At 70.0% G+C, this 24,190-nt stretch carries 16 protein-coding genes; 6 read left to right on the top strand and 10 right to left on the bottom strand.

Translation table 11 applies throughout. From position 1 onward, the window contains the following. Positions 1-76 precede the first annotated feature (76 nt). From VM306_RS40420 to VM306_RS40440, 5 genes are all read left to right on the top strand, one after another. A complete protein-coding gene (locus tag VM306_RS40420) occupies positions 77-1,105 on the top strand; it encodes a LacI family DNA-binding transcriptional regulator (RefSeq protein ID WP_325524884.1) in 1,029 nt (342 codons plus the stop codon). A 174-nt stretch (positions 1,106-1,279) separates the two neighbouring features. Beyond that, on the top strand, positions 1,280-2,293 hold the full coding sequence (locus VM306_RS40425; RefSeq protein ID WP_325524887.1) for a cellulose binding domain-containing protein: 1,014 nt from the start codon (positions 1,280-1,282) through the stop codon (positions 2,291-2,293). 37 nt (positions 2,294-2,330) lie between these two features. Further along, positions 2,331-3,791, top strand: coding sequence for a non-reducing end alpha-L-arabinofuranosidase family hydrolase (locus VM306_RS40430; RefSeq protein WP_325524889.1), 1,461 nt, complete (start codon positions 2,331-2,333; stop codon positions 3,789-3,791). Positions 3,792-3,855: 64 nt separating this feature from the next. Then, positions 3,856-5,481: a glycoside hydrolase family 27 protein gene (locus tag VM306_RS40435; RefSeq protein ID WP_325524892.1), complete on the top strand. Its 1,626-nt coding sequence runs from the start codon at positions 3,856-3,858 to the stop codon at positions 5,479-5,481. Next, positions 5,478-7,442 (top strand): family 43 glycosylhydrolase, encoded by a 1,965-nt coding sequence (locus VM306_RS40440; protein WP_325524894.1) that lies wholly within the window; start codon positions 5,478-5,480, stop codon positions 7,440-7,442. Before VM306_RS40435 ends, VM306_RS40440 begins: the two co-directional genes overlap by 4 nt. A gap of 50 nt (positions 7,443-7,492) precedes the next feature. Here VM306_RS40440 and VM306_RS40445 read toward each other — a convergent pair whose 3' ends face one another. From VM306_RS40445 to VM306_RS40480, 8 genes are all read right to left on the bottom strand, one after another. Beyond that, positions 7,493-9,007, bottom strand: a complete 1,515-nt coding sequence (locus VM306_RS40445) for an AMP-binding protein (protein ID WP_325524897.1) — start codon at positions 9,005-9,007, stop codon at positions 7,493-7,495. A gap of 87 nt (positions 9,008-9,094) precedes the next feature. Further along, positions 9,095-10,177, bottom strand: coding sequence for an aldose epimerase family protein (locus tag VM306_RS40450; RefSeq protein ID WP_325524900.1), 1,083 nt, complete (start codon positions 10,175-10,177; stop codon positions 9,095-9,097). A 13-nt stretch (positions 10,178-10,190) separates the two neighbouring features. Continuing rightward, complete coding sequence (locus VM306_RS40455) at positions 10,191-13,202, bottom strand: family 43 glycosylhydrolase (protein ID WP_325524902.1); 3,012 nt, start codon at positions 13,200-13,202, stop codon at positions 10,191-10,193. Between the two features lie 22 nt (positions 13,203-13,224). Beyond that, a complete protein-coding gene (mmsB, locus tag VM306_RS40460; RefSeq protein ID WP_325524904.1) occupies positions 13,225-14,439 on the bottom strand; it encodes a multiple monosaccharide ABC transporter permease in 1,215 nt (404 codons plus the stop codon). Next, positions 14,436-15,941, bottom strand: a complete 1,506-nt coding sequence (mmsA, locus tag VM306_RS40465; protein ID WP_325525156.1) for a multiple monosaccharide ABC transporter ATP-binding protein — start codon at positions 15,939-15,941, stop codon at positions 14,436-14,438. The genes mmsB and mmsA overlap by 4 nt, the downstream gene beginning before the upstream one ends. Positions 15,942-15,967: 26 nt before the next feature. Next, positions 15,968-17,053, bottom strand: a complete 1,086-nt coding sequence (gene chvE, locus VM306_RS40470; protein ID WP_325524906.1) for a multiple monosaccharide ABC transporter substrate-binding protein — start codon at positions 17,051-17,053, stop codon at positions 15,968-15,970. 399 nt (positions 17,054-17,452) lie between these two features. Next, complete coding sequence (locus VM306_RS40475) at positions 17,453-20,023, bottom strand: glycoside hydrolase family 9 protein (RefSeq protein WP_325524908.1); 2,571 nt, start codon at positions 20,021-20,023, stop codon at positions 17,453-17,455. A 155-nt stretch (positions 20,024-20,178) separates the two neighbouring features. Continuing rightward, positions 20,179-20,778, bottom strand: coding sequence for a TetR/AcrR family transcriptional regulator (locus VM306_RS40480; RefSeq protein ID WP_325524910.1), 600 nt, complete (start codon positions 20,776-20,778; stop codon positions 20,179-20,181). Between the two features lie 83 nt (positions 20,779-20,861). On the opposite strand from VM306_RS40480, the gene VM306_RS40485 reads away from it, so the two are divergent. After that, positions 20,862-21,419 (top strand): NAD(P)H-dependent oxidoreductase, encoded by a 558-nt coding sequence (locus tag VM306_RS40485; protein WP_325524912.1) that lies wholly within the window; start codon positions 20,862-20,864, stop codon positions 21,417-21,419. A gap of 374 nt (positions 21,420-21,793) precedes the next feature. Here the strand turns inward: VM306_RS40485 and VM306_RS40490 are convergent, their stop codons facing one another. Together VM306_RS40490 and VM306_RS40495 are read right to left on the bottom strand one after the other, a co-directional pair. Further along, positions 21,794-22,813 carry a LacI family DNA-binding transcriptional regulator gene (locus VM306_RS40490; protein ID WP_325524914.1) on the bottom strand — a complete coding sequence of 340 codons (1,020 nt, stop codon included), beginning with the start codon at positions 22,811-22,813 and terminating at the stop codon, positions 21,794-21,796. After that, a complete protein-coding gene (locus VM306_RS40495; RefSeq protein ID WP_325524916.1) occupies positions 22,810-24,189 on the bottom strand; it encodes a GH1 family beta-glucosidase in 1,380 nt (459 codons plus the stop codon). Before VM306_RS40495 ends, VM306_RS40490 begins: the two co-directional genes overlap by 4 nt. Position 24,190 lies beyond the last annotated feature (1 nt).

The raw sequence follows: 24,190 nt of genomic DNA on the forward strand, positions 1-24,190 counted from the left end.
TCCGTGGAACCTCCGGCTGGAACGCAGCCGGGCCCTCGATGCAGCAGGAGGCGGATCTGCGGTGGGACGATCGCGCGTGACCCTGGCCGACGTGGCGGCGGCGAGTGGGGTGTCGGTCACGACCGCCTCGCTCGTCCTGACCGGCCGAGCGCGGGAGCTGCGCATCTCCGAGGCGGCCGAACGGCGGGTGCGCTCCACCGCGCAGGAGCTGGGGTACCGGCGCGGCACCCTCCCGAGGAGCCCCGGCCTGTCGCGCACGATCGGGTTCGTGCTCGACACGGGCGCGTCGTCCGGCCTGGCCGGTGAGGTGGTCAAGGGCGCGGTGGAAGCCGCGTACCGGCGCGGGTTCATGCTGTTCGTGGGCGAGTCCGGCGGCGACCCGGTGGTGGAGCGGGCGCTGGTCGAGGCGATGCGCGACCGGCGCGCGGACGGCATCGTCTTCGCCGCCATGAGCACGAGAGCGGTCGTCGTGCCGGACGGTCTGCGGCACGTGCCCACCGTGCTGCTCAACGCCACCTGCCCGTTCCGCGGGGGCCTTCCCTCGGTGGTGGCCGACGAGGTGCAGGGCGGCCGGTCGGCGGCGCGCCTGCTCGTCGAGGCGGGGCACCGCCGTGGTGTCCACCTGATCGGCGCGGGACCCGGCCCGTACGACGTGCCGCCCCACGGCATCGCGGCCGTGGAACGGCTCATCGGCCTGCGCGAGGTGTTCGACGCGGCCGGCATCGAGGTGGTCAGCGCGCAGCGGTGTCCGAAGTGGACACCGGAGGACGGCTACGACGCGACCAGCGAGCTGCTGCGCCACCACCGGCCCGAGGTCCTGGTGTGCTTCGACGACCGCCTCGCGTTCGGGGCCTACCAGGCGCTCGCCGAGGCCGGGCTCTCGGTGCCGGGCGACGTGTCCGTGCTCGGGTTCGACGACCACCTCGTCGCCTCCTGGATGCGTCCCCGGCTGACCACGATCGCCCTGCCCCACCACGAGCTCGGCGAACGCGCGGTGGAGGTGCTGGTGGACGTCGTGGAGGGACGCGGTGCTCGGCCCCCGCTGATCCACCGGGTGCCGATGCCGGTGCGCGAGGGCGGTTCGGTGGCGCGGGCGCGCCGGTGACGCCGACTTGTTTGCGTTAACAGCATGGCCGTCTCTCGTGTCAAGTTCAACGTGCCTGTAGCTGGAAGTGCTAAAAGTTAGCGCTCACATTTAGCTTTGACCGCGGCGTGAACGCGTCGTTACATTGCTGGGAGCCGCCCCTGCCGTTGACCCCTCGTCGACGAAAGGCTCACCATGCAGAGCCCGTTGAAAGCGTTGTGCGGTGCGCTGGTCGCCATCGTGCTGGCCGCGTCACCGGCCATGGCCGACCAGTCCGCTGTGGACGACCCGGCCGCCTCCGCCGATCCCGTGCGGGTGATGCCGCTGGGTGACTCGATCACCCAGGGAGGGTCGATCGGCGGCTACCGCCTCGACCTCGGCGCCAAGCTGCGCGCGGCCGGCAGGAACGTCGACTTCGTGGGGTCGCTCGCGGACGGTCCCGGTTCCATGCCCGACCGGAACCACGAGGGCCACCCCGGCTGGACCATCGCCCAGGTCGACGCGAACGTCGTGAACTGGCTCAGGACCTACACCCCGCGCACGATCCTGTTGCACATCGGCACGAACGACATGTACGGCAGCGATCCCGGTGGCGCGCCGCGACGGCTCTCCGCGCTGGTGGACAAGATCACCGCGCAGGCGCCGGGCGCGGAGGTGTTCGTCTCGACGATCATCCCGATCCGGTTCGCCGACGCCACCGTCCGCAACTACAACGCCGCCATCGTCCCGTTGCTGCGGGCGAAAGCGGCGGCGGGCAAGCGGGTGCACGTCGTGGACATGTACCCGGCGGTGCCCATCTCCGACCTGCCCGACGGCATCCACCCGAACGCCGCCGGCTACAGCAAGATGGCGACGGTCTGGTTCAACGCCCTCTCGGCGGTGCCCGGCAGCATCGGCGACCCGTCCGAACCCGGCGTCGCCTGCACCGCGACGCCCCGCGTGACCGGCACGTGGAACGGCGGCTTCCAGGCGGAGGTCACCGTCACCAACCCCGCGGCGTCGGCCATCGCCGGCTGGACCGTGCGGTTCACCCTGCCCGGCGGGCACGCCGTGACGCAGGTCTGGGGCGGGACCGCGAGCGGTTCGGGCACCGTCACCAACGCCTCCTACAACGGCGCGATCGGCCCCGGCGCCTCGGTCGTGTTCGGCTTCCTCGCGTCCGGTCCCGGTGCGGCGGCGGTCGGCCCCGCCTCCTGCGCCGCCGCGTGACCCCTGCTCTCCGGCCCCTCAACGACGAAGGGTGATCATGTTCCTCGCACGGTTGTTCCACTCCCGGCGCGCCGGGCTCACCGCTCTGGCCGCGGTCCCGCTCCTCGCGGTGACCGCGCTGACCGCGGTGGCCCAGCAGCCGGCCTCGGCCGCACCCGGTTGTTCGGTGACCTACTCGGCACCGTCGCAGTGGGACGGCGGGTTCACCGCGAGCGTCGCCGTCACCAACCTCGGCGACGCGGTCGACGGCTGGACGCTCACCTGGAGCTTCGGCGCCGGGCAGCAGGTGCAGCAGGCCTGGAACGCCCAGGTGACCCAGTCCGGCTCGCAGGTGACCGCGCGCAACGTCTCCTACAACGCGGCGATCCCCACCGGCGGCCGCGTCGAGTTCGGGTTCAACGGCTCCAGCAGCGGCTCCAACCCGAGCCCGTCGGCGTTCACCCTCAACGGCACCCTGTGCACGGGTGACGTCGGCCCCACCACGACCACCACGACGACCACGACCACGACGACCACGACGGGCAACCCGCCCGTGGGCAACTTGCCGTCGAGCTTCCGCTGGTCCTCGAGCGGCCAGCTGATCAGCCCGAAGCCGGACTCCACGCACCCGAACGTCGCGGTGAAGGACCCGAGCGTCATCTACTACAACGGCAAGTACCACGTGTTCGCGTCGACCTACACCGACGGCTACAACCTGATGTACACCAGCTTCAGCGACTGGTCGCAGGCGTCGGCCGCACCGCACTACTACCTCGACCGCTCCGGCGTCGGCACCGGGTACCGGGCTGCGCCACAGGTGTTCTACTTCGCGCCACAACGCCTCTGGTACCTCATCTACCAGACCGGGTCGAACGCCTCGTACTCCACGACCACCGACATCTCGAACCCGTCGTCGTGGTCCACGCCGAAGAACTTCTACGCCAACGGCATGCCGCAGATCATCCGCGACAACATCGGCAACGGCTACTGGGTCGACTTCTGGATGGTGTGCGACACCGCGAAGTGCTACCTGTTCTCCTCCGACGACAACGGCCACCTCTACCGCTCGGAGACCACCCTCTCGCAGTTCCCCAACGGCTTCACCAACACGGTGATCGCCATGCAGGACAGCAACCGCAACCGGCTCTTCGAGGCCTCCAACGTCTACAAGATCGCCGGCAAGAACCAGTGGCTGCTGGTGCACGAGGCGATCGGCACCGACGGCCGCCGCTACTTCCGCTCCTGGACCGCCAACTCGATCACCGGGTCGTGGACGCCGCTGGCCGACACCGAGGCGAACCCGTTCGCCCGCGCGAACAACGTGACGTTCCCAGGTGGACAGTGGACGCGCGACATCAGCCACGGCGAGATGGTGCGCACCAACGTCGACCAGACGATGGAGATCAGCCCCTGCAAGCTCAGCTACCTGTACCAGGGCATGGATCCCAACGCGGGCGGTGAGTACAACAAGCTGCCGTGGCGGCTCGGCCTGCTGACGCAGACCAACTCGACCTGCTGACCCCGAGGACCGACGCCGCCGGACACGCCCGCCGGCGGCGTCCCCCTGCCAGAAAGGGGCAACGATGCCCACCCGGTCCAGGAAGCTCCTCCTCGCCGCCGTCCTGCTGGCGGCGACCTTCGGCACCACCCCCGCCGCTCCCGCGGCGCCCGGCAGTCCCGCCCTCACCCCGCCGCTCGGCTGGAACAGCTGGAACAGCTTCGGGTGCGGCATCACCGAGGCCCAGGTCCGCCAGGCCGCCGACGCGATGGTGTCGTCGGGCATGCGGGACGCGGGCTACCAGTACGTGGTCGTCGACGACTGCTGGTTCGACCCGCAGCGCGACTCGTCGGGCGCGCTGCGGGCGCACCCGTCGAAGTTCCCGAGCGGCATGAAGGCGCTGGGGGACTACATCCACGCGCGAGGCCTCAAGTTCGGCATCTACCAGGTTCCCAACGAGAAGACCTGCGCACAGGGAACCGGCGCCTTCCCCGGTTCGACCGGCAGCAAGGGCCACGAGGTCCAGGACGCGCGGTCCTTCGCGTCGTGGGGCGTCGACTACCTGAAGTACGACTGGTGCTCCGGCGCCGGCACCCGCGACGAGCAGGTCGCCCGGTTCTCGATCATGCGGGACGCCCTGCGCGCCACCGGCAGGCCGATCGTCTACAGCATCAACCCCAACAGCTTCCACGCTCCCACCGGCGACAGGTACGACTGGAGCGAGGTCGCCGACCTGTGGCGCACCACCGAGGACCTGCTGGACATCTGGCAGAACGGCAACACCAACAGCTACCCGATGGGCGTGGGCAACGTCCTCGACGTGACCGCGCCGCTCGCCGTGCAGGCCGGTCCCGGCCACTGGAACGACCCGGACATGCTGGTCGTCGGGCGTCCGGGGCTCACGCTCACCGAGTCCCGCTCGCACTTCACGCTCTGGGCGCTGATGGCGGCGCCTCTCATGGCGGGCAACGACATCCGCACGATGTCGTCGGACGTGAGCGCGATCCTGCGCAACCAGCGCCTGCTCGCGGTGAACCAGGACCGCCTCGGCGCGGGCGGGCGCCGGGTGCGCGACGACGGTGCCACGGAGGTCTTCGCCAAACCCCTCGCGGACGGCACGGTCGCCGTGGGCCTGTTCAACCGGGGTTCCGCGACCGCGACGATCGCCACGACGGCCGCCCAGATCGGCCTGTCCGGCACCAGCTTCTCGCTGACCGACCTGTGGACCGGTGGCACGTCGAGCACGTCCGGCGCGATCTCCGCCTCCGTGCCCGCGCACGGTGTCACCGCGTTCCGGGTGAGCGGTGGAAGTCCTCTGGACAACACCACCTCGCGGTTCCGCGGCGCGGGGTCGAACCGGTGCCTCGACGTCGAGAACGGCTCCACGGCCGCCGGTGCCAACGTCGTGGTCCAGGACTGCCTGACGCCCGCGTCCCAGCGGTGGACGTCGTGGGCCAACGGTGAGATCCGCGTGTTCGGCGACAAGTGCCTCGACGCGTACGACCAGGGCACCGCCAACGGCACGCGCGTCATCGTCTGGCAGTGCAACGGCCAGGCGAACCAGCGCTGGACGATCGGCTCCGACGGAACGGTCCGCAACACCAACGCCGGGCTGTGCCTCGACGTCGAGGGCGCCGCGACCGGCAACGGCTCCCGGCTCGTGCTGTGGACCTGCAACGGTCAGAACAACCAGAGGTGGTCACGATCATGAGATGGGCTCCGGCCGCGGCGGCGCTGTCCGCCCTCACCCTGGTGGCCGCGGGACTCGCGGCGAGCACGACCGCGCAGGCGGCACCGGGCTGTTCGGTCACCTACACCAGGACCTCCGAGTGGCAGGGCGGATTCGGCGCGTCCGTCTCCGTCACGAACACCGGCGACGCGCTCACCGGCTGGACGCTCGAGTGGACCTACGCCTCCGGCCAGCAGGTCGGGCAGCACTGGAACGCCGTGATCACGCAGACCGGCGGCGATGTGAGCGCTCGCAACGCCTCCTACAACGGCTCCGTGCCGTCCGGCGGCAAGGTCGAGTTCGGGTTCAACGCCACGTCCGGCTCCGCCAACGCCGACCCGGTGTCGTTCCGCCTCAACGGAACCACGTGCAACAGCGGCACGCAGCCGACCACGAGCACCACCACGACGACGACCACTACCACCACGACGACCACACCACGTCCGGCATCCTTCACGAACCCGGTGCTGTGGCAGGACTTCGCGGACATCGACATCATCCGCGTCGGCGACGCGTACTACTACTCGGCCTCGACCATGCACTACTCGCCGGGTGCGCCGGTCCTGCGGTCCTACGACCTGGTCAACTGGGAGTTCGCCGGACATTCGGTGCCACGGCTGGACTTCGGCTCCAAGTACGACCTCAACGGCGCCAGGGGGTACGTCCGCGGCATCTGGGCGTCGTTCCTCAACCACCGCAAGAGCAACAACACCTTCTACTGGGGCGGCTGCGTCGACTTCGCCCAGACCCACATCTACACCGCCACCGCGGTGGACGGGCAGTGGTCCAAGCTGTCCACCATCAACAAGTGCTACTACGACGCAGGAATGCTGGTCGACGACAACGACACGATGTACGTTGCCTACGGCAACACCACGATCAGCGTCGCGCAGCTGTCGGCCGACGGGAAGTCGGAAGTGCGGTCGCAGCAGGTGTTCCAGACGCCGTCGAACATCGGCACGCTGGAAGGCGCGCGGTTCTACAAGCGCAACGGCAGCTACTACATCTGGCTGACCAGGCCGGCCAACGGCCAGTACGTCCTCAAGTCGTCGAGCCCGTGGGGCCCCTACACCGTCCAGCAGGTGCTGCTGAACATGCCCACGCCGATCCAGGGCGGGGGAGTGCCGCACCAGGGCGGGCTGGTGCAGACGCAGAACGGCGACTGGTACTACATGGCGTTCGTCGACGCCTACCCCGGCGGCCGCGTGCCGGTGCTCGCGCCGATCACGTGGACCTCCGACGGCTGGCCGCGCATCACCACCGTCAACGGCGGCTGGGGTGCGAACTACCCGATGCCGAACCTGCCCGCGCCACCACGTCAGGTCAAACCCATGACCGGCGTGGACACGTTCGAGGGCACGAGACTCGGGCCGCAGTGGGAGTGGAATCACAACCCCGACACCACGAAGTTCAGCGTCAACAACGGCCTGAGCCTGTCGACGGCGACCGTCACCGGCGACCTGTACAACGCCCGCAACACCCTCACCCACCGCGTCCAGGGCCCGACGTCCACCGCCACCGTCACCCTCGACGTGAGCGCGATGCGGGACGGTGACCGCAGCGGCCTCGCGATGCTGCGGGACTCCTCGGCGTGGATCGGGGTGAAGCGGGACAACGGCCGCAACCGCGTCGTCATGGTCAACGGCCTCACCATGGACAGCAACTGGAACACCACCGGCACCGGCACCGAGGTCGCCGGTGCGAACCTCAGCGGCACCAGGATCTGGTTGCGCGCCAACGCCGACATCCGTCCCGGGAGCGGGCGGCAAGCCCGGTTCTCGTACAGCACCGACGGGGTGAACTTCACCTCGCTCGGGTCCGGGTTCACCTTGAAGAACGAGTGGCAGTTCTTCATGGGCTACCGGTTCGGCATCTTCAACCACGCCACGCAGTCCCTCGGGGGCACGGTCGGGGTGCAGCGGTTCGAGCTGTCCACCCCGTGACGTGGTGCGGGTCCCGCACAGCGCCAGTGCGGGGCCCGCGCCGCGTCACGTCACGCCACCGGCGCCTGCCGCTCCCCGTCCAGCCGCGACAGCAGGGCGGGCTGGTCGAGCTTGCCGCGATCCGTGGCGGGCAAAGAGCCGACCGGGACGATGAGACCGGGCACGCAGTAGTACGGCAGCCGCTGCGCGACCGCGCGGCGGGCGGCGTCCGGTGACGCGGTAGCGGGGCTGATGAAGCTGGTCAGCCTCCCGTCGTGCACCAGGGTCGTGGCGTGGTCGCAGTCCTCCGCGCTCTCCAGCGCCGTGGTGACCGCGTACGGCGAGACCCGGAACCCGCGCACCTCCACCAGGTCGCCGACCTGTCCGTGGTGTTCCAGCCTGCCGTCGGACGTCCACCGGACGAGGTCGTGCGTCCGGAACATCACGTGATCCCCGCCGAGGAACGGGTCGGGGCGGTACCACCGCGCCGTCAGGTCGGCGAGGCCGGCGTACCCCTCCGTCACGCACGCTCCGCCGGCCCACATCTCACCGATCGCGCCGATCGGGCACGGTCGCCGGTCCTCGTCGAGGACGTAGACGGTCGTGTTCGGCACGGGCCTTCCGATGGCGAGCGGCCCGGATCCCGGTTCGTGCTGCTGCACGGTGTTGACGATGCCGAGCTCGGTCCGGCCGCACGCGTTGAAGAACGCCGCGCGGCGCGACCACCGGTCCGCCAGCGCGCGCGGACAGCGTTCCCCGGTGACCGCGACGGTGTGCGCGCGGCGGCACCTGTCCGGGTCGATCGACTGGAGGACGCCGGGCGTGGCGATCACGACGTCCGCGGTGCTCGCGGTCCGTTCGGCGTCGTCGCCCCGGAGCACCAGCGTGCCGCCGTTCACCAGGGCGCCGAGGATCTCCCACATCGCCGTGCGGGAGGCGATGTGCAGCAGCTGCGACACCCTGGTTCCCGGGGTGATGCGCAACGACCCCGGCGCGGTCAGCAGGACGTTGCACAGGGTGGCGTGCGAGATCCGCACGCCGGTCCCCGAGGTGAGGACGACGGCGGCGATCTCCGAGTCCGCGGTGATCGTGCGGTGGAACGCCCGGACGTCCGGCAGCGTGTCGATGGTGACGACCGCGGCGAGGTGGTCGGGCAACACGGCCGCGTCCTCGCTCGTGGTGAGCACGACGTCGATGCGCGTGTGGCGCACCACGCGCCGCAGTTCGTCCTGCGACGCCGTGCGCGCGTCCTGCGGCACGTAGGCCGCGCCCGCCTTCAGCACCGCGAGGATCCCGACCACCATGGAGATCGACCGCGACAGGAACAGCCCCACGTGGTCGCCGGGCCGCACACCCCGGCGGACGAGGAGCTCGGCCAGCAGGGAAGCCCTGATGTCGAGCTCCGCGTACGTCAGCGACTCGCCGAGGTGCTCCACCGCCGTCACGTGCGGACGCCGGGCCGCGTGCGTCTCGACAGCGTGGTGCACGTGGTCGAACGGAGGCGTGCGAATCGGTCCCGAACCGAACGCCTCGAACAAGGCTCGGTCGTCAGGACTCAGGTCGTGCAGAGCGGATTCCTGGAACACACCACGAGGGTGCCCGCTCGATGTTTCGCGCCCTTTCGATTCACCTGTCGATTCGATGTCTGTTGCGCAGCGGTGACTTTTCGAAACTCAGTCCGCAGTGGACAGCTGGAAGACGGTCTCCTGGTGGTAGACCTCACCGGGCCGCAGCACCGTGCTGGGGAAGTCCGGGCGGTTCGGTGAGTCCGGGAAGTGCTGCGCCTCCAGGGCGAACCCCGCGTGGCGGCCGTACGGACGGCCGCCGGTGCCGACCAGCTCGTCGGTCAGGAAGTTCCCGGAGTAGAACTGCACGCCGGGTTCCGTCGTCCACATCGTGAGCAGGCGCCCCGACTCCGGGTCGCAGGCCTGCGCGGCGAACGGGCCGCCGTCGTCCAGCACCCAGTTGTGGTCGTAGCCGCCCGCGATCTCCAGCTGGGGGTGCGACCGGCCGATGCGGGCGCCGATCGCGGTCGGCAGCCGGAAGTCGAACGGGCCTGCCTCGACCGGCACCGGGTCGCCGAGCGGGATCAGGGTCTGGTCGACCGCGCAGAACCGGCTCGCGTTGAGCATCAGCGACTGACCGCACACGTCGCCGCTGCCCTCGCCGGCGAGGTTCCAGTAGGTGTGGTTGGTCATGTTGAGCACCGTCGGCGCGTCCGCGGTCGCGCGGTAGGTGATGCTGAGCCTGTTGTCGCTGTACAGGCGGTACGTCACCTGTGCGGACACGGTGGCGGGGAAGCCGCTGTCGCCGTCCGGGCTCACCAGTTCCAGCCGCACGCCCACGCTGTCCGTTTCGCGCAGTTCGGTCGAGGTCCACACCTCGGTGTCGAAACCGGCCGGTCCGCCGTGCAGGCTGTTCGGGCCGTCGTTGACCGGCACGTGGTGCACGACGCCGTCGAGGGTGAACGTGCCGCGGGCGATCCGGTTGGCGTACCGGCCGACCAGGGCGCCGAAGAACACCCTGTTCGCGCCCGGCCGGCTGTTCTCGGCGTAGTCGTCGAGCGAGGGGAACCCGAGCACCACGTTGGCGGGCACGCCATCGCGGTCCGGCGCCTCCAGCGACTGGATCACGCCGCCGTAGTCCAGCACGCGCACGGTGATCCCACCCGGCCACGAGAGGACGTACCGGTGGACGTCGGTGTCACCGAGCCTGCCGAAGAGCTCGCGGCTGAGCTCGGGTTCCCGCTGCGACATGGAACTCCTCGAATCAGTTGACCTGGGCCCGGCAGTGCCGAGGCCGGATCCGTTGTGGTGCGACGCTTTCCAGGGTCGGCACGACCGGGACGATGTTTCCGTCGCGGTCGAACCTCATCCGGTCGATTGTGGTCTCACGGTGCGTGCCGTCTCCGCCCGGGATGGCGAACCGGTGGTACACGAGGTACCAGTCGTCGGTTCCCGGCACCCGCAGCATCGAGCTGTGGCCGGTTCCCCTGATCCCGAGCCTCGTGTCCTTGCTCAGGACCAGGCCGCGGTTGGTGAAGGGGCCGGTGGGGCTCGGGGCGGTGGCGTAGGCGACGCGGTAGTCCTCGCTGCGGGTGTCGTCGACCGACCAGCTCAGGTAGTACGTGCCCTTGCGCTCCACCATGAAGAGGCCCTCGCGGAAGTCCGTCAGTCCGGTGATCCGGGTGACCTTCCCCGCATCGTAGGAGATCATGTCATTGTTCAGCGGAACGACGTACGCCTCACCGTTGCCCCAATAGAGGTACGGCCGGCCGGAGCCGTCGACGAAGACCGCCGGGTCGATCGCCTGGCCGCCGTTCGGATTGGCGGCGACCAGGGGGTGACCGGAGTCGGTGAACGGGCCGGTGGGGGAGTCGCTCACGGCGACGCCGATCTTGGCCTCGGCGCAGAAGTAGAAGTAGTACCTGCCGTCCCGCTCGACGATGGCAGGCGCCCAGGCGTTGCGGTCGGCCCAGCTCACGCCGGGTCCGAGGTCGAGGACCACGCCCTCGTCCGTCCAGTCGACGAGGTTCTTCGAGGACCAGGCGGAGAACCTCGTGCCGCTCCACCCGTCGAAGCCGTCCGTGGTCGCGTAGATGTAGTAGGTGTCGCCGAACGCCACGATGTTCGGGTCGGCGTTGAGGCCGGGCAGCACGGGACTGCGCATCTCGTGCGCCTCGACCGTCCACTCGCGACTCTCGCGCCCCGACCGCACGGTGAATTTGCGAGGTTTGCGCAGGTCGACCGGACCACTCGGCGTGATGGAGGCGCCGGGGGCCAGGCCGAAGTCCGGTTGAACGCGGCGCAGGTCGGTGCCGGGCCGCACGGGGAGCACCACGCTGCCGGGCTCGATGACCGCGGGCGCTGCGAGCGAGTCGTGCCCGGCTGACCGGATCAGCGTCGCGTTGAAGGGGAGCGCTCCCACCTCGTTCGCGGACAGCGCCCGGTTGTACAGGCGGACGTCCTTCATCCTGCCGAGGAACGGCTTGTCGCCCGAGTAGACCGACCTGCCCAGGTAGTTGGCCGTGGTGATGCCGCCGCCGATGTCCGACGGCTTGATGGTGACGCCGGTCCTGCGGGCCACCTCGACGCCGTCCAGGTAGAGCACCTCCACACCACCGCCGACGGTCAGCGCCACGTTCTTCCAGACGCCGCGCGGCAGCGCACGGCCGGAGTTCGCGCCCTGCTCGGTCGACCAGTTGCCGGTCGCGATCGCGCCGCGGTAGGTGTCGCCGGTGCTGAACAGGTAGCCGCTGCCGACGCCGTCCGGTGCGGTGTTGCCGAACCCGTGGAGGAAGTACGGCGTCTGCTGGCCGGGGTCGACCAGCACGTCCGCGGAGATCGTCGCGGCCTGCGCACCTGTCAGCAGGTTGTCCGGCAGCTGGACGTGCCCACCACGGAACGACAGCGAGCCCTCGGACCACGTGACGTTGCCGGCGAGCGCGCCGTCGTAGCCGTGACCGGTGGCGTCGGTGGCGGAACCGGTGAGCGGCCAGTGCGCGACCAGGCCGTTCGAATCGGCCTTCACCGGCGCCGGCGCCGCGGTGAGCCGGGTGAGCTCGGCCTGCGTCACCGGCAGCACCGTGCCGTGGCGCGGAGAGGCGGGCAGGCGGGCGCCGGTGGACATGGTCCACTTCCCGGAGGCGAGGTCGGTGGTCTCGAACGGCACGTAGCCGCGGCCGCCGTACTCGTCGATGAAGAGGTACCACCTGTTCTCGGTGTTGGACTTGAACCCGGTCGGGCCCTCACCGGCGGAGAGTCCCGGGCTCGTCGAGGTGGCCTTGCCGATGCACTCGGCGACGAAGTCGTAGCCGGGGTCGAGCAGGTCGGTCGACTTCTCCGCGGTGATGTACTTGCTGCACGGCGAGGACGACGAGTTGTTCCGCTCGTCCTTGGTGTAGCGGTAGTAGGTGCCGTTGTGCTCGATGACCGTCGAGTCGATGACCGAGTAACCGGGGTCGATCCACACCTTCGCCGGGCTGAACGTGACGAAGTCGCGCGTGGTCGCGTACATCATCCGGTTGTAGCTGCTGCCGGTGTGGCCTGGATCGTTCTCCGCGTACAGCTTCGACGCCCAGTAGACGACGTAGTTGCCGCGCTGCGCGTCCCAGAACGCCTCGGGCGCCCACGTGTTGCCCGCTGTCGGCGGTGACACCTGGACGCTGCGCTGGCGCGACCAGTTCCGCAGGTCGGCCGACTCCCACACCATGATCGACCGGCTGCCGGTGCGCTGCGCCGCGTCCCAGCCGCGCCCGCCGTTGATCTTGAGGTCCGTGGCCAGCAGGTAGAACCTGTCGCCGTCGGGGGAGCGCAGGATGAACGGGTCGCGCACGCCCAGTTCGCCGAGGCTGGACTTGAGGATCGGCCGGCCGCCGTTGACCTCGGAGAAGTCGAGCGGGTTGTTGCCGTTGCTGGCGGCGGCGTAGATCTGCTCGCCGATCGGGCTGCTCTCGCCGGTGAAGTAGAAGAAGCCGTAGCCCGCGAGGGGTTCCTTGACGGGCAACGGCGTGACGGTGGCGGTGAGCGCGCGCGTGGTGCTCTGCTGCCCGCGGCTCACCTTCGCGGTCAGCACGACCTTGACCGGCCTGCTGCTCGCGGGAGGCCTGGTCACCTCACCGGTCGGGGTGATGACCTCGCTGTTGGACGACCTCCACGTGACGGTCGTGCCGTCGGCGCCGGTGGTGGGCAGGGTGAGGTGTCCGCGGACGTCGCCGATGTTCGGCACTTCCAGCGCGGCCGTCACGACCACGACGAGGCTGAAGTGGCGCAGGGATGCCATTATCGCCTTCCTGGTTGGGTGCTCAGGCGCGTCGCTTGGTCCAGACGTCGTAGGCGACCGCCGCGAGCAGGACTAGGCCCTTCACGAGCATCACGCGTTCGCTGGGCGAGCCGATCAGCGACATGCCGTTGTTGATCACGCCCATGATCAGGCCGCCGGTGATGGCGCCGACGACCTTGCCGACGCCGCCCTGCACCGCCGCGCCGCCGATGAACGCGGCCGCGATGGCGTCCAGCTCGAACGACGCGCCCGCCGTCGGACCGGCCTGGTTGAGGCGGCCGGCGAAGATCACGCCGGCGAGCGCGGCCAGCGCGCCCATGTTGACGAACAGCCAGAACGTGACGGCCTTGACCTTCACGCCGGACAGCGTGGCGGCCTGCAGGTTGCCGCCGATCGAGTAGATGTGCCGTCCGAACACCGAGTTGTTCGCCATCAGCGAGTAGCCGAGCGCGAGCGCCGCGAGCAGCACCAGCACCCACGGCAGGTTGCGGAACCGGGCGAGCTGCACCACGACCGCCATCACGACGACGCCCACGCCCACGATCTTGAGCACGAACAGCGGCATCGGGTCGACGGTCTGGCCGTAGCTGAGCCGGGCGGAGCGCTTGCGCCACTGCGAGAACGCGAACCCCGCCACGCAGGCGAGCCCGGCGAGCAGGCTCACCAGGTCGGCGCCACCGAGCGGACCGAGTGCGACGTTGCCGAGGTAGCCGCCGCTGAACCCGTTGGCGAGCGACCGGATCTCGCTGGGGAACGGGCCGATGCCCTGGTTGCCCAGCGTGGTCATGGTGAGGGCGCGGAACACGAGCATGCCCGCCAGCGTGACGATGAACGCGGGGATGCCGAAGTACGCGATCCAGTAGCCCTGTGCCGCCCCGATGAGCGCGCCGGCCAGCAGCGTCAGCAGCACGGCCACCGGCCACGGCAGTCCCCATTGGACGGTCAGCACCGCGCAGATGGCTCCGGTGAGCGCGACCGTCGAGCCGACCGAGAGGTCGATGTGCCCGCCGATGATCACCAGGATCATGCCGATCGCGAGGATCAGCACGTAGGAGTTCTGCACGATGATGTTCGAGATGTTCTGCGGCTGCAGCAGGTCGCCACCGGTCAGCACCGTGAACAGCACGACGATCAACGCGAACGCGACGTAGATGCCCGACTGCCGCAGGTTGATCGAGAACCGGCGCGACCGGGCGGGCGGTGCGGCGGCGGGGGCGGGCGCGGTCTTCGTGGTCATGAGCTCTGTCCTCGCGTCATGTACTGCATCAGGCGTTCCTGCGTGGCCTCTTCGCGGCTCACCTCACCGGTGATGCGGCCCTCCGACAGCGCGTACACGCGATCACACAGGCCGAGGAGCTCCGGCAGCTCCGAGGAGATCACCAGCACCGCGCGGCCCTGGGCGGCCAGGTCGTTGATGATCGAGTAGATCTCGTACTTGGCGCCGACGTCGATGCCGCGCGTCGGCTCGTCGAGGATCAGCACGTCCGGGTCGGTGAACATCCACTTCGCCAGGACGACCTTCTGCTGGTTGCCGCCGGACAACGTGCCGGTCGGGGTCGCCACGGTCGACGTCCTGATGCCCATCGACCGCCGGTACCGCTCGGCGACCGCGTTCTCCTCGTTCTCGTTCACCCAGCCGCGGTTCGCGAGCTTGTCCAGGGCGGCGGCGGAGACGTTGCGCTGCACTCCCTCGATCAGGTTGAGCCCGTAGCGCTTGCGGTCCTCGCTCACGTAGGCGATGCCGTGGCGGATCGCGGCCCGCACCGAACGCGTGTCGATCTCCCGGCCGTCCTTGACCACCCGGCCCGAGACGCCGACGCCGTAGGACCGGCCGAACACGCTCATCGCGAGCTCGGTGCGGCCCGCGCCCATCAGCCCGGCGAGACCGACGATCTCCCCGCGCCGCAACGACAGCGTGGCTCCGTCGACGACCTTGCGGTCGGGCTGGGCAGGGCTGTGCACGGTCCAGTCCTCGATCCGCAGCACCTCCTCGCCGATGTCGGGCGTGCGCGGCGGGAACCGGTCCTCGAGGTCGCGGCCGACCATCCCGGCGATGATGCGGTCCTCGCTGAGTCCAACCGCGGGAAGCGTCTCGATCGTCCTCCCGTCGCGCAGGACGGTGACCGTGTCGGCGATCCTGGTGACCTCGCCCAGCTTGTGGGAGATGATCACCGAGGTGATGCCCTCGTCCCGCAGGCCGTCGAGCAGGTCGAGCAGGTGCTGGGAGTCGTCGTCGTTCAACGCCGCCGTCGGCTCGTCCAGGATGAGGAGGCTGACCTCCTTGGACAGCGCTTTGGCGATCTCCACGAGCTGCTGCTTGCCGACACCGAGGTCGTCGATCCTCGTGGTCGGGTTCTCCCGCAGTCCCACGCGGTCGAGCAGCGCCTGGGCGTCGTGGTTGGTGCGGTTCCAGTCGATGAGCCCGCGCCGCGCCCTCTCGTTGCCCAGGAACAGGTTCTCCGCTACGGAGAGCTGGCCGCACAGCGCCAGCTCCTGGTGGATGATCACGATGCCGCGGCGCTCGCTGTCGCGCACGCCGTGGAACTCGCACGGCTCACCCTCGAACAGGATCTCGCCGTCGTACGTGCCGTGCGGGTGCACCCCGGACAGCACCTTCATCAGCGTGGACTTGCCCGCGCCGTTCTCCCCGCAGATCGCGTGGATCTCACCGCGCCGCACGGTCAGCGAGACCTCGTGCAGCGCGGTGACACCCGCGAACCTCTTGGTGATGCCACGCATCACCAGGATGTCGTCGGACACGGGTCCTACCTGATCTGGTCGGCGGTGTAGTAGCCGGACTCGACCAGTTCCTTCTGGTAGTTCGCCTTGTCCACGGGAACCGGCTGGAGCAGGAACGACGGCACGACCTTGACGCCGTTGTTGTAGTCCGTGGTGTTGTTGACCTCGGGCTTGCCGCCCTTGAGCACCGCGTCGGCCATCTTCGCCGCGACGTCGGTGAGCTGGCGGAGGTCCTTGAAGATCGTGGAGTACTGCTCACCGGCGATGATCGACTTCACCGAGGCGACCTGGGCGTCCTGCCCGGTCACGATCGGGAGCGCCTGGCCGTTCGTGCCGTAGCCGTTGCTCCTGAGCGCGGAGATGATGCCGATCGAGAGGCCGTCGAAGGGGGACAGGACCCCGTCGACCTTGGCGCCGCCGTAGGTCGAGGTGAGCAGGTCCTCCATGCGCTTCTGCGCGGTGGCCGGGTCCCAGCGCAGGATCGCGACGGTGTTGAAGTCCTTCTGGCCCGACTTCACGACGAGCTTGCCCTGGTCGATCAACGGCTGGAGGACGGACATCGCGCCGTTGAAGAAGAACGTCGCGTTGTTGTCGTCGGACGACCCGGCGAACAACTCGATGTTGAACGGGCCCTCGCCCTTCGTCTTCAGCCCGGCCAGCAGCGAGTTCGCCTGCTGCACGCCGACCTTGAAGTTGTCGAAAGTCGCGTAGTAGTCGACGTTCGGCGTGTTGAGGAGCAGGCGGTCGTAGGAGATCACCGGGATCTTCGCGTCGGCGGCCTGCTGCAGCTGCGAGCTGAGCGACTTGCCGTCGATCGAGGCGACGATCAGCAGCTTGACGCCCTTGGTGATCTGGTTCTCGATCTGGTTGGCCTGCGTGGGGATGCTGTCCTCCGCGTACTGCAGGTCGACCTTGTACCCCTTGGCCTCCAGCGACTTCTTGAGGCTGTCGCCGTCGCGGACCCACCGCTCGGACGACCGCGTGGGCATCGTGACGCCCACCAGGGAGCCTTCCCCCGCACCGGTCTTCTGGTCGACTGTCTTCTCCGCTGAACCGCAGGCCGCGAGGGAGACGGCGAGTGCGGTGGTGACCGCGATCCGGACAAGCCTCATTGGTTCTCCTCGATGTCACCGACAGGCAACAGTGCTGTAGGCGGCGAGTGTTATCGCTAACAACTTCGCCGTCAAGTGTCGAGACGATAACGCCAGGTGACGCCTGTTAGCGCTCACAGGCGGCTTTCAGGGGAAACGCCAGGCCTGGCGGTTCCGGGTTCGCCGGAGAAATTTCGGTCGTGTCGCCGGTGGCGGATTCCCGTCTGCGACGCCGGTCGGGGAGGTGGTGCGGCGGCTTCGGGGATTGGTCTGGTGGGGGTCCGATGACCGCGGTGGACCGCTGGGCTGGCGGGGTTGCCGCCTGGTTCGTCGACCGCCGAGCTACCACCCGGCCCGCCCGGAAAGCGAAGCGCCCGCCGCCACCGAGGTGGCAACGGGCGCTCGCGGGAGGGTGGTGCGTCAGGCGGTCTTGCAGGCCTTGCCGTTCACCGAGAAGGCGGCCGGATCAGCACCGCTCCCGGCCCCGTTGAACCCGATGTAGACGGACTTGCCCGGCTCGACCTTGCCGTTCCACGGCATGCTGGTCGCCGTCACGTCCTGCCCGGTCTGGCCCCAGGTCGCCGACCACCCGGCGGTGACGCGCTGCGTGCCGGGGAACGCGAACCCGAGCTTCCAGTCCTTCCACGCCACCGTGCCGGTGTTGGTGAGCTTCACCTGCGCCGACATGCCGTCCGGCCACCGGTTGGCGCTGAAGCCGACCTCGCAGTCGGACTTGGGCGTGGACGTTCCCGACTTCTCCGCCGCCCAGCCCGACACCCAGGCGAGCGCGGAGTTCCAGTTGACGGCCACCTCGTTCACCGAGTAGGCGCCGATGTCGTCCACCCAGCACCTCTGCTGCGGGCAGCCGGCCAGCAGGCGCTGGGCCACCGGGTCCTGCAGCGCGCTGTTCGGGCCGCCGGAGAGCGAGCCGGGCGGCGCGATGGGCAGCGTCGGGTCGTTCTGGTTCGCCCAGAACCTGTGGTGCACGTTCCGCACGGCCTGGTCTCCGTAGCCCGCCACGTACGAGGTGCTCAGCGGGTTGCGGCCGAGGATGTAGTGCAGTGCCTCGAAGACGCCGTCGCGGTACTTCGCCGCGCCGGTGAAGTCGTGGGCCAGCGCGAGCACCTGGGCGTTGTTGAGGACCGTGGAGTTCGAGCCCCAGACGTAGCCGGCCGTGCTGTTGTCGTACGGCGTGGCATACCCCATGCCGGCCATGGCGGCCAGGTGCTCGTCCGCGACGGTGGCGAACGCGGACTTGATCGCCGTGACGTCCGCGGCGGGCAGGCCGTTCGGGACGAGGGCCAGCGTGATGTCGCCCAGCGGAGCCGTTCCGCCCCAGTGGAAGCCGCCCCGGTTGAGGCTGGCCGCCCTGTAGTGCGGGGACGCCGTCACGTCGGTGCGGTAGGCGCTGTCGCCGGTGGTCGCGTAGAGCTCCGAGGCGGCCCAGTAGAACTCGTCGCTCACGGTGTCGTCGCTGTACGCGCCGCCGCCCGTGCCGTCGTTCGGGTCGGCGAGCTTGGCCGGGTTGGCCTTGGCCGCCGCGTACGCCTTGCGCGCCGCCGTGAGCAGCGTCGTGGAGTACGTCGCGTCGATGCTCTTCCACAGCCGGGACGCCTGCGCGGCCACCGCGGCCAGGTTCAGCGTCGCCGCCGTGCTGGTCGCGGACAGCCTTCGCACCTGGTCGTCCAGTTCCGGACGGGTGGGCAGCGCGGTCCAGTTGGCGTCGTGGATCTTGTGGTGCGCCATGCCGTCGGGCGCCTGCATCTTCAGCAGGAAGTCGACCTCCCAGCGCGCCTCGTCGAGGAGGTCGGGCACGCCGTTGGCCTTCTCCGGGATGGCGAGGGTGCCGTCGCGGAACGCCGTGGCGTCGCCGACCCGGGTGGCGCGCTCGTAGGCGTTGAGGAGCTGCCAGGTCGCGATGCCGCCGTTGACGACGTACTTGCCGTGGTCGCCCGCGTCGTACCAGCCGCCGCGCACGTCCAGCGTGTAGCCGCACGCGAGGTCGGCGCGGCACGGCACGTTGTTGTCGCCCTGGTTGGGCGCGACGTTGACGTGACCGGCGGGCCGCGCGTACTCGTCACCGACGTACTGCGCCTCGATCGGCGTTCCGCTGCGCTGGTGGTAGAAGAACGCGAGCGAGTCGTAGCGCAGCCGCTTGAACGGGTCCGCGGAGATGTCGAACGGGAAGCTGCTGTCCTCGCCGACGGTCAGCGTGTAGCCGGTGCCGGGCGTGTCGAACGACGAGAAGTCGATCTGGTGCACCGAGTCGCCGGACGTGGCGTCCGCGCCCTTCGGGGTGCTCTGGCCACTCGCGACCGTCGCGCCCGCGGAGTTCTTGAGGGTCCAAGCCTGCGGCGTCGTGGCGGTGGAGACGAGCGTCGCGCGCTTGGGCAGGCCCGGCGCGTACGCCACCAGGTCGACCTGGACCTTCTTGGTGGGGTTGGGGTTCACCCCACCCGGAGGGTTCACGCCGCCGATCAGCGAGACGTTGTCCACACAGATCGTGTTGTCGAACGTCTGGCCGCCCAGCTGGAACGCCACCTGGCCGTTGCCCGCGTCCGGGAAGTCCAAAGTGGACGTGAAGGTGAACGTGAAGTGCTGCTTGGCAGGGGAGAGCGTGAACTGCTGGCTCGCGATCCCTCGGTACGGGCTGACGCTCTCGCCCGCCGCGGCCGTGACGGGCTGCGCCGTCGTGGCGTGCGCGTCGAACGAGAACGTGTAGGACTGGCCGCTCTCGAACGGGACGCCGTTCTGGCCGATCAGCGCGTCCCAGGGGTTCGTCGTGCCGCCGGTCACCGACGCGCACAGCTCGCCGCCGGTCACGCGGTTCGTCACTCCGGCGCCGCTCCACCAGGGGTCGGCGGCGCCGGAGTCGAACCCTCCGTTGAGCACGCGCTCGTAGTCCGCCGCGGCGGCCGGGGCCGCGAGCGGGAACGCGGTGAGCGCCACGAGCAGGGTCGCGGCGAGCAGGCGTGGGGGTTGCGATCTCATGGTCTTGAGGTTCTCCGTCCTCGTCGACGGGCGTTCTGGGAGCGCTCCCAGGCGACCGTAGGCGGAGTCCGGTGGCGGCTACAAGAGCCGGTCGGTCACCGATGTCATTCGACAGCGGTTCGACCGTCGATTCGACTCGAAGCCGGGGCCGCGGGTCAGCCCAGGATCCGGTCGACCACGTCGTGCCACCCGGCCTCCACGCGTGCCAGCGGCATGCCGTGGCCGCGGACGAGGTGGTCGACCAGCACGACGTCCAACGACGACAGCAGGGTGTGGGCGAGCAGTTCGGCGTCGGCGTCGGGAAGGGCCGCGCGCAGCAGCACGACCAGGTGCCTGTGGCGCAGTCGTCGCGCGGGAACCGAGAACCGGCGTTCTGGTGACGGCTCAGCCGCCAGGTAGAGGTCGAGGTGGTGCTGTTCGTGGCGCAGCAGGGCGGGACCGAACGCCCTGAGCCGCGTCGCCGGGTCCGCGCCGGGCCCGAGCGGGGGAGGGCCGCTGAGGAACGCCTCCTGGAACCGGATCTCCGACCGGTCCAGCAACGACTGGAGCAGGCCGTTCCGGTCGCCGAACCGCCGCGACACCGTGCCCTTGCCGACCCCCGCCGCCGCGGCGACCGTCTCCATCGTGATCGCCGCCGCACCGCGTTCCTCCGCCAGCCTGGCGGCAGCGTCGAGCAGCAGCGCCCGGTTGCGCACGGCGTCCGCCCGCAGCTGCCTCTCCGGGCCGGCGAGGGGAAGCGGTGTGCTCTCGATCACTCTGCCAGCCTAGCCGGAAGATAAACGGGCCGCGTCCCGTTTACCGCTGTAGTTCACCGAAGCCTTCACCGCTGGGAGTCACCATGGCCGTCCGCATCCTCACGCTCGTCGGAAGCCTCCGGTCCGGGTCGCACAACCGCAGGCTCGCCGAGGCCGCGGTCCAGATCGCGCCGGAGCACGTCGAGGTCGGCCTGTTCGAGGGCCTGGACACCGTGCCGTTCTACAACGAGGACATCGACGTCGAGGGCTCCGTCCCCGCCGCCGCGGCCCGGCTGCGCGAGGCCGCCGGCGAGGCCGACGCCCTGCTGCTGGTCTCGCCCGAGTACAACGGCACCATCCCCGCCGTGCTGAAGAACGCCATCGACTGGCTGTCGCGCCCCTACGGCGCCGGAGCCCTGAACGGCAAGCCCGTCGCCGTCGTGGGCACCGCGTTCGGCCAGTACGGCGGCGTGTGGGCGCAGGACGAGGCCCGCAAGGCCGTCAAGATCGCCGGTGCCGCGGTCGCCGAGGACCTGACGCTCTCGATCCCGAGCTCCGTCGTGCGCTTCGCCGAGCTGCACCCGGTCGACGACCCCGAGGTCACCGAGAAGCTGGCCGCCGTCGTCGAGGGCCTGGCCTCCCGCGTCACCGCGACCGTCTGACGAACCGGCACCGTTGATCGCCTGCCCGGCAGGGTGGGCGATCACGTGTGTCAGGGTGGGGACGCGCCGGTACGGGTCAGCGGCTCCGGCGCGTTCCCCGCTCGCCAGCAGCGCCGTCAGCTCGGGTTCTTCGGGCACAGGACGTTCGTCGGCCGTCGGCAACACAGGCGGCGGAGGCGCCGGGACGTCGTCGGTGGCGGTGTCGGTGACGACTCACACGCCGTGATCAGGCTTCCGCTCGCATCCGTCGGGATGTCAGCGCGGAAGCCAGGTCGTCGTCGCGGATCATGCGAACCGCGCGCCGGCGGGAGACCGGCCCCCGCCGAACGACCTGCCGGAGCGTGCGCAGCCTGTTCGCCCGTTCACACGGCAGATCATGCACTGGCGCGGCGCACCAGCGAGGTGGGCAGCAGCATCGACTGCGGCAGCTTGTCCTCGCCGCCCAGCTCCGCGAGCAGGCGCCACGTCATGGTGCGGCCGAGCTGTTCGACGTCCTGCCGCACGGTGGTGAGCGGCGGTGTGGCGGTCGACGCGAGCACGGAGTCGTCGAACCCCACCACCGCCACGTCGTCGGGGATCCGGTAGCCCCGCGCCTGCAACACGCGCAGCGCGCCCACGGCCATGATGTCCGCGGCCACGAAGACCGCGTCGAGGTCAGGAGCCCTGCGCAGCAGCTCCTCCATGGCGAGCGCGCCGCTGTCGGGCGTGAAGTCGCTGTGCACCACCAGCTCCACGCCCATGCCGTGTTCGGCGAGGCCGCACCGCCAGCCGCTGAGCCGGTCCATGCCCACGGCCATGTCACGCGGGCCGGCGATCGTGGCGATCTTCTCGCGGCCCAGCGAGATGAGGAAGCGCACGGCTCCGAGGGAGCCGTTGAAGTTGTCCGAGTCGACGAACGGGGCCCCGCCGCCCGCGAGCGGACGGCCGCCCGAGACGACGGGGAGCCCCGCGTCGTGCAGTGTGCGGGGCAGCGGGTCCTCGCCGTGCAGGCTCACGACCAGGGCGCCGTCGACGTGTCCGCCGGTGAGGTAGGCGACCTGGTTCTCGCCGTCGAGCGGCTGGTTCATCATCAGCAGGAGCTGCACGTGCCGTCCGGCGAGCTCGGCGTGCACCCCGCGCAGGATCCCGGCGAAGAACGGGTCCGCGAGGACCCGGCTGCCCTGCTCGGAGATCACCAGCGCGATCGCGTTCGCCTTGCTGCCCGCCAGGGTGCGGGCGGCGTGGTTCGGGCTGTACCCGAGCAACGCGATCGCGCGGTGCACCGCCTGGCGGGACCGCTCGCTCACGTACTTCTCGCCGTTGATCACCCTGGAGACGGTGGACTTCGACACCCCGGCCACGCGCGCCACCTCCTCGATGCGCGGGCCGGGGCGTCGAGTCCTGCCTTCGGTCATGACACGGCAACCAGCGCGTTGTCACGCGCCACCCGGCTGTACCACCTCGCACTCATCTTCGGAGTGCGGATCTGGGTGTCGTAGTCGACGTGGACGATGCCGAACCGCTTCGCGTACCCCTCGGCCCACTCGAAGTTGTCCAGCAGCGACCAGCAGAAGTAGCCGCGCAGGTCGACCCCCGCCATGATCGCCGTGTGTGCGGCGCGCAGGTGGGAGGCGATGAAACCGGTGCGGTCCACGTCGTCGATCGCACCGTTGCCGGAGAAGTCGTCGCGGAACGCGGCGCCGTTCTCGGTGATGTAGAGCGGGAGCCGCGGGTAGTCGTGGTGCAGCCGCAGCAACACCGACGTGAGCCCGTCCGGCCTGACCTCCCAGCCCATGTCGGTCGTCGGCGCGTCCCTGGGCGGGAACGAGGCCTGCTGCACGCCGACCCACGGTGACGGGCCGGGCTCGCTGCCGTTGGCCGACGAGCTGACGTAGTGCTCGGTGTAGTAGTTGACGCCGAGCATGTCCATCGGGCCGGAGATCACGCCGAGGTCGCCGTCGCGCACGTGCTCGCTGAACCCGAACGGCTCCAGGTCCGCCAGGACGTCGGCGGGGTACTCGCCGCGCAGCAACGGGTCCAGGAAGATCCGCTGCTGCAGGCCGTCGAGCCTGCGCGCCACGTCGAGGTCCGCCGGGTCGCGCGGGTCGACCGGGATGATCGGGTACATGTTGAGCGTGATGCCCACCTTGGCGTCCGGCGAGGCGGCGCGGATGGTGTCGGCCGCGAGCCCGTGCCCGAGCAGCAGGTGGTGCACAGCCGCGACGGCGGCGGCCGGCTCCGTGCGGCCGGGAGCGTGCACGCCCGCCGCGTAGCCGAGGAACGCCGAGCACCACGGCTCGTTCAGCGTCGTCCAGGTGTCGACGCTGTCACCGAGCGCCTCGACGGTCGACGCCGCGTAGTCGGCGAAGCGGAACGCGGTGTCGCGGTTCGCCCAGCCGCCCGTCTCCTCCAGGGCCTGCGGCAGGTCCCAGTGGTACAGCGTCGGCCACGGCACGATGTCGTGTTCCCGCAACGTGTCGATGAGCCGCTTGTAGAAGTCGAGCCCTGCCTGGTTGACCTTCCCGCCGTCCGGCCGCACGCGCGGCCAGGCGATCGAGAAGCGGTAGGCCTTGAGCCCGAGGTCGGCCATCATGGCGACGTCCTGCTCGAAGCGCCGGTAGTGGTCGGCGGCGGGTTCTCCGCAGTCCCCGCCGACCACTTTGCCGGGCTGCCGGCAGAACTCGTCCCAGATGGAGTCGGTGCGTCCGTCCACTTCGGTCGCACCTTCCACCTGGAACGCCGCGGTCGCGGCTCCCCACAGAAAACCCTGCGGGAATACGATGTTCTCCATT

The organism is Lentzea sp. (assembly GCF_035525475.1).
Taxonomy (GTDB): domain Bacteria; phylum Actinomycetota; class Actinomycetes; order Mycobacteriales; family Pseudonocardiaceae; genus Lentzea.

What these genes read in the sequence shown, in the direction of transcription:
- VM306_RS40425 (WP_325524887.1), top strand. Translation starts at nt 1,280, where the DNA reads ATGCAGAGCCCGTTGAAAGCGTTGTGCGGTGCGCTGGTCGCCATCGTG.
- VM306_RS40430 (WP_325524889.1), top strand. Translation starts at nt 2,331, where the DNA reads ATGTTCCTCGCACGGTTGTTCCACTCCCGGCGCGCCGGGCTCACCGCT.
- VM306_RS40435 (WP_325524892.1), top strand. Translation starts at nt 3,856, where the DNA reads ATGCCCACCCGGTCCAGGAAGCTCCTCCTCGCCGCCGTCCTGCTGGCG.
- VM306_RS40440 (WP_325524894.1), top strand. Translation starts at nt 5,478, where the DNA reads ATGAGATGGGCTCCGGCCGCGGCGGCGCTGTCCGCCCTCACCCTGGTG.
- VM306_RS40450 (WP_325524900.1), bottom strand. Translation starts at nt 10,177, where the DNA reads ATGTCGCAGCGGGAACCCGAGCTCAGCCGCGAGCTCTTCGGCAGGCTC.
- VM306_RS40455 (WP_325524902.1), bottom strand. Translation starts at nt 13,202, where the DNA reads ATGGCATCCCTGCGCCACTTCAGCCTCGTCGTGGTCGTGACGGCCGCG.
- mmsB (WP_325524904.1), bottom strand. Translation starts at nt 14,439, where the DNA reads ATGACCACGAAGACCGCGCCCGCCCCCGCCGCCGCACCGCCCGCCCGG.
- mmsA (WP_325525156.1), bottom strand. Translation starts at nt 15,941, where the DNA reads ATGCGTGGCATCACCAAGAGGTTCGCGGGTGTCACCGCGCTGCACGAG.
- chvE (WP_325524906.1), bottom strand. Translation starts at nt 17,053, where the DNA reads ATGAGGCTTGTCCGGATCGCGGTCACCACCGCACTCGCCGTCTCCCTC.
- VM306_RS40475 (WP_325524908.1), bottom strand. Translation starts at nt 20,023, where the DNA reads ATGAGATCGCAACCCCCACGCCTGCTCGCCGCGACCCTGCTCGTGGCG.
- VM306_RS40485 (WP_325524912.1), top strand. Translation starts at nt 20,862, where the DNA reads ATGGCCGTCCGCATCCTCACGCTCGTCGGAAGCCTCCGGTCCGGGTCG.
- VM306_RS40490 (WP_325524914.1), bottom strand. Translation starts at nt 22,813, where the DNA reads ATGACCGAAGGCAGGACTCGACGCCCCGGCCCGCGCATCGAGGAGGTG.
- VM306_RS40495 (WP_325524916.1), bottom strand. Translation starts at nt 24,189, where the DNA reads ATGGAGAACATCGTATTCCCGCAGGGTTTTCTGTGGGGAGCCGCGACC.